We start from the raw sequence: 5,234 nt of genomic DNA on the forward strand, positions 1-5,234 counted from the left end.
CATACTTGCACCGCGTCCTGGTGATAATCAAGCCCGACGAAAACCGGTATACTCGACATACTCGTTGCTCCACAAAAAGGGTTTTGGGTTAACCACACTCGTAGTAAACCCTAGGAGCAACGAGCTTTCATCCTCATCTACGTCAACGGCGAGCTATTCGCGGAAACCCTGGGGTTTGCGGATTTCAATCGCGACACGCGCAATAGCCTATTGGCCTGCACGCGTTTCGATTGGTCGCGCATCTCGCCAGCCATTTTTGGCTCGCTGTTTCAAGGGGTGATGGAGCCGCGCGAGCGCCGGCAGATCGGCGGCCATTACACCAGCGAACGCGACATTCTCAAGGTCATCCGCGCTCTGTTTCTCGACGATCTTCGGGCCGAGTTTCAGCGGATCAAGGGCAATAAGAATCAACTGAAGCAGTTCCAGCAGAAGCTCGCGAGCTTGCGTTTCCTCGATCCCGCGTGCGGTTGCGGCAACTTTTTGGTCGTTACCTATCGCGAGTTGCGGTTGCTCGAAATCGAGGTGCTCAAGGGCCTCAATACCAACGGCCAACAACACTTCGATATTCACACGCTTTCCAAAATCGACGTGGACGCATTTTTCGGGATCGAGATCAGCGAATGGCCGGCGCGGATCGCGGAAGTGGCAATGTGGCTGATGGATCATCAGATGAACGTCCGACTCTCGGAAGAGTTCGGTCAATACTTCGTCCGCTTGCCGTTGAGCAAAAGCCCAACGATCGTCAACGGCAATGCCTTGCGGCTCGATTGGCGGCAGATTCTCCCGCCGGAAGAATGCGGCTTTGTCCTCGGCAATCCGCCGTTCGTGGGAAAGCACCTAATGACTGGCGAGCAGAGACGGGACATGGAACTTGTTTGGGATGCCGAAACTGGTGTTGGCGTGCTCGACTACGTCACCGGGTGGTATCGCAAGGCGGCAGAATACATCCAACAAACGCGCATCCAAGTTGGTTTCGTCTCCACCAATTCGATCAGTCAAGGAGAGCAAGTCGGCACGCTTTGGAAACCGCTGTTTCAACGATTCGGGCTGAAAATCCTGTTTGCTCATCGCACGTTCAAATGGGAGAGCGAAGCGCGCGGTCAGGCGCACGTTCATGTCGTGATCATCGGGTTCGGCGCTTTCGAAATGACAGGCAAGCGAATCTACGACTACCAATCAGAAGACAAGGTCACGGTCAGCAACGCACAGAACATCAGCCCCTATCTCATCGAAGGTCCAGACGTAGCTGTCGTCTCGCGCAACCAGCCCATCTGCGACGTGCCCGCTTGTGAGTATGGCAATAAGCCGACTGACGGCGGAAATCTCATAGTGGAAGAGGCCGATCGCCGAGAATTCATTGCTGCGAATCCCGGCGCGAAGAAGTATCTTCGACCGTTACTTTGCGCGGAGGAGTATCTCTATTCGATTCCGCGCTGGTGCCTCTGGCTTGTGAACGCATCCTCAGCAGACATTAGGAATATTCCGGGCATCAAGAAACGGGTCCAGAGCGTTCGCAGTTTTCGTCTCGCCAGCAAGAAGGAACCCACGCGACGGATGGCCGATCATCCAGCGTTGTTCGCCGAGATTCGCCAGCCGACGAAGCGATTTATCGTGGTTCCACAGCATACGTCTGAGACGAGGCGCTACATTCCATTCGGCTACTTTGAACCGAAATACGTCGTCCACAATAGTTGTTCCGCGATTCCCGACGCCACTCTCTACCATTTTGGAGTGCTTTCCTCGGCGATGCACATGGCCTGGGTGCGGCATGTTTGCGGTCGCATAAAATCGGATTTCCGCTACTCGACCGGATTGGTTTACAACAACTACCCCTGGCCCGAGGCGCCAACCGCCGCGAAACGGGCTGCCGCGGAAGTAAAGGCGCAATCGGTCCTCGACTCCCGAGGAGAGCATCTGGCAAAGGGGGCGACATTGGCCGATTTATATGATCCGCTGGCGATGCCGCGCGATTTGGCCAAAGCGCACGCCGCGCTCGACCGCGCGGTGGACCGCTGCTACCGCAAGCAGCCGTTCACTTCCGACCGTCAACGCGTCGAATTCCTCTTTGCCCTGTACGAGAAGTTGACTACGCCGCTTATTCCGCTGTCTCGCCGGAAACGCGGTTGATTCCCGCGGTTTTTGCTCAGTCTCGGACGCTCGTTGCCAATCCGCCGGGGTGCGATTATAGTGGAATCTGACGTTCACGGAGGAAACCGGCGGTCGCGTGGAGGCAATTTGCACCGTGCAGATTCTGCTCACCAATGACGACGGGATCTACGCGCCCGGTTTGGCCGCGATGGAGCGGGCCCTGCTCAAACTCGGCGACGTGGCCGTCGTGGCTCCGCACACCGAGCAGAGCGGCGTCGGGCATTCGATCACTTTTCTCACGCCGCTCACCGCCAAAGAGGTTTTCGACGGTTCGCGGCGGCGCGGCTGGGCCGTCGAGGGGAGCCCGGCGGATTCGGTCAAGATTGGCATCTTCGAGTTTTGTCCCAGGCGTCCGGAATTGGTGGTTAGCGGCATCAATGGAGGGCTGAATGCGGGAATCAATGTGCTCTACTCGGGCACCGTCGCGGCGGCGATCGAGGGGGCGTTTTTCGGAATCACGAGTATCGCGGTCTCGCTCGAATACGACGAGCATGCCGAGTTTGACAAGGCGGCCGAGATGGCCCTGCGAATCATCCGGCGTATTCTCGAGCAGAAAGGCTCGGAGCCGCAACTTTACAATCTGAACATTCCGACGAAGGCAATTCATTCGGAGGCGGAGGTCAAGGCGGTACCGATGGGCATCTTTCGGTACGGCGAGAAATTCGAGAAGCGGGTCGATCCTCGCGGCCGGCATTATTTTTGGGCTGTCAATGAACCGCCTCCACCCCCCGGCGCGCAAGAAACCGATATTTCGGCCCTCGACAAAGGCTTCATCACGCTCACGCCCCTGCACTACGACATGACGCACCGCAAGGCTTTGGCCGGGATGCAGGAGTGGAAATGGAGCTAAGCCTCCACTAAAACGGCTTTGACATTCGCAATTCACGAACGTCTCGAACGGAGTGAATCCATATGTTTCGTATCTTTCCGTTTTGCTCGGCGGCGTTGACGTTGGCCGCCTGCTGCGGGTGTGGGGATTCGCCAGCGCTGCCTGCCGTCGGGGTTCGTCTCGCGGCTGCGCCCAAGCCGGTCCCGCCGCCGGCCGGCGATCCGGGGGCGCCGGAGGTCAAGCCCGGTGCGGAAGTGCCGACGCAATTTGGCGGCCCGCAATTCACGAGCCTCGTCGGCGCCGTGCCAGCGACTAACAACGGTTCCGGTGGGGCGGCGCCGCCGGCCGCCAATCCCGCGGCGCCGGCCGATGGTCAGAATGCCGTTCGCGCGGAAGCCGGTGTCGGAGCGCAAGGCAAGGATTACGGCAACGGCGACGCAGGAATCATTACCGTCCCGATCAGCACTTATTTCGGGGCTCGCCAAATCATCACGTTCCAACAGCTCGAGAAGGCGATGAACACGTTCAAGGCGCTGAACAACCGCGTTCCAAAATCGCAACAAGAGTTTGATGAGAAGATTATCAAGGAATGGGGCATAGGACTACCAGACCTTCCGGAGGGACAAAAATACTTCTACGATCCGCAGAAAGGAGAGTTGATGGTTCGGCAGCCGAAGCCGAAGTGATCGTCAAGCGCAGCTCGTGCCGAGGCTCTGCCTCGGATTGCTCTGGCCGGCGGGCTCTGCCTGTCAAGCGTGACGGTTGGCTTCGATCGCCCAGAGATCGCGAGGCAGAGCCTCGCAGGCGGTGAGTTCCCAGGCAGAGCCTGGGAACGAGCGATTCGACGATAATTGCAAAGTTCTGAGTTCACATCCTTAGATTCGCACCCGAGGTTGATTTCCTTATGAAGCGCTTTGTTCGCAAGATGGTGTTGTCGTTGGTAGTCATGGCGTCGCTGGCGGTCGGCGCGAGCGCCCAGGCGGCCAGTTGGATTTTCCTCCCGTCGTATTACAGCCAGGATCCGGTCGCTCCGGTGCAAGTCGGCCCGCGGTACGAAGGCGGACCGTACTACGTCCGCCCGCAGGGGGAATTCGTCCGCAGCGGGTTCAGCCACACCCAGAGCACGATCTCCGTCGGCAATCAAGGGACCGATTGCCTCAACTACTACGAATCGTGGATTCAGGTGGGCGGGCAGTACTGATTGGTCCGACAGGCGAGGTCTTTGTTCGTCTCAGCGGCGCGCACCCTCACCCCGGCCCTCTCCCAGAGAGAGAGGGAGCGATTGCGGCGGCGCGTTTCTTGAAACGTCGCTGGACGAAGTCGATGAACTGTCGGGCGGCTGGGAGCGGCGGTTCTCCGCGGCGCAGAAGAATGCCCGAATCGATCGGGCGGATGCAATTGCCGAGGCTGCGGACGCCGATTCGGCGGCCGCGCGTGACGATGCCGCTCGCCAACAGCGGCACGAGCGAGATTCCCAGCCCCGCCTCGACCATCCGGACGATGATCTCGGTGTTGGTCGTTTCCATTTCGACTCGTGGCGATAGTTCGGCTCGATGGAACGCATCGACGACGTGCTGCCGTCCCGTCGAACCGCGCTCGAAGAGGATCAGAGGCTCATCGACCAGGTCGTCCAATTTCAAATTTCGGCGCCTCAATAGCGGATGACCCACCGGTGCGATCAGGCTCCACGGCATCGAGAACAGATGTCGATAGTCGAGATCGGGCGACGCCTCGAGTGGGGCCGCTACACCCAAATCAATTTCCGGATCGGCGAGCAGCTCCGTTTCGACCTCTTGCTCGGTGCGCGTGCCGAGCCGAATGCGAATGTGCGGCGCGGCGGCATGAAATCGCCGCACGGCGTCGATCAGCACATAGGCGGTTAGATACTGGCTCGCCACGACGCGCACCTCGCGCTGCTGCGTGGAAACGTCGAATAGCTCGCACAGCTCGCGCGACCGTTCGAGAAACGCCCGAGCGTGGGGAAGGAACTGCCGGCCCTGGGAAGTGAGCGGGGTAGTGCGGCGCATTCCGCGCCGTTTGTGATAGAGCTGGATTCCCAGCCGCTTCTCGAGGGCGAGGAGCCGATTGCGCAAGCCTTGCTCGCTGATGCAAAGCAGCTCGGCCGCGCGGCGCAGGCTCCCCTGCCGGGCCAATTCGGCGAAAGCCGCCACTTGATCGGTTGAAAGTGAAGGAAACTCGGCGTTGATTGCCATAAATCGGAATCCTCCGTCGCACGTTCGCGCCGTTGGCGAGAGAA

General features: G+C 59.3%; 5 protein-coding genes. 4 read left to right on the forward strand and 1 reads right to left on the reverse strand.

What is annotated here, in order from left to right; genetic code table 11:
* Positions 1–210: 210 nt before the first annotated feature.
* The 4 genes from VGY55_17080 to VGY55_17095 all read left to right on the forward strand — a co-directional run bounded on the left by VGY55_17080 (position 211) and on the right by VGY55_17095 (position 4,178).
* Complete coding sequence (locus VGY55_17080; protein ID HEV2971694.1) at positions 211–2,127, forward strand: DNA methyltransferase; 1,917 nt, start codon at positions 211–213, stop codon at positions 2,125–2,127.
* Positions 2,128–2,242: 115 nt separating this feature from the next.
* Positions 2,243–2,998 carry a 5'/3'-nucleotidase SurE gene (gene surE, locus VGY55_17085; protein ID HEV2971695.1) on the forward strand — a complete coding sequence of 252 codons (756 nt, stop codon included), beginning with the start codon at positions 2,243–2,245 and terminating at the stop codon, positions 2,996–2,998.
* Between the two features lie 62 nt (positions 2,999–3,060).
* Positions 3,061–3,663, forward strand: a complete 603-nt coding sequence (locus VGY55_17090) for a hypothetical protein (GenBank protein ID HEV2971696.1) — start codon at positions 3,061–3,063, stop codon at positions 3,661–3,663.
* A gap of 218 nt (positions 3,664–3,881) precedes the next feature.
* Entirely contained in the window at positions 3,882–4,178 is a 297-nt protein-coding gene (locus tag VGY55_17095; protein ID HEV2971697.1) for a hypothetical protein, read from the forward strand.
* Positions 4,179–4,224: 46 nt separating this feature from the next.
* Here VGY55_17095 and VGY55_17100 read toward each other — a convergent pair whose 3' ends face one another.
* Positions 4,225–5,190, reverse strand: a complete 966-nt coding sequence (locus VGY55_17100; GenBank protein ID HEV2971698.1) for a LysR family transcriptional regulator — start codon at positions 5,188–5,190, stop codon at positions 4,225–4,227.
* Positions 5,191–5,234: the final 44 nt, after the last annotated feature.

This window comes from Pirellulales bacterium, assembly GCA_035939775.1.
Classification (GTDB): Bacteria; Planctomycetota; Planctomycetia; order Pirellulales; family DATAWG01; genus DASZFO01.

What these genes read in the sequence shown, in the direction of transcription:
- VGY55_17090 (HEV2971696.1), top strand. Translation starts at nt 3,061, where the DNA reads ATGTTTCGTATCTTTCCGTTTTGCTCGGCGGCGTTGACGTTGGCCGCC.
- VGY55_17095 (HEV2971697.1), top strand. Translation starts at nt 3,882, where the DNA reads ATGAAGCGCTTTGTTCGCAAGATGGTGTTGTCGTTGGTAGTCATGGCG.
- VGY55_17100 (HEV2971698.1), bottom strand. Translation starts at nt 5,190, where the DNA reads ATGGCAATCAACGCCGAGTTTCCTTCACTTTCAACCGATCAAGTGGCG.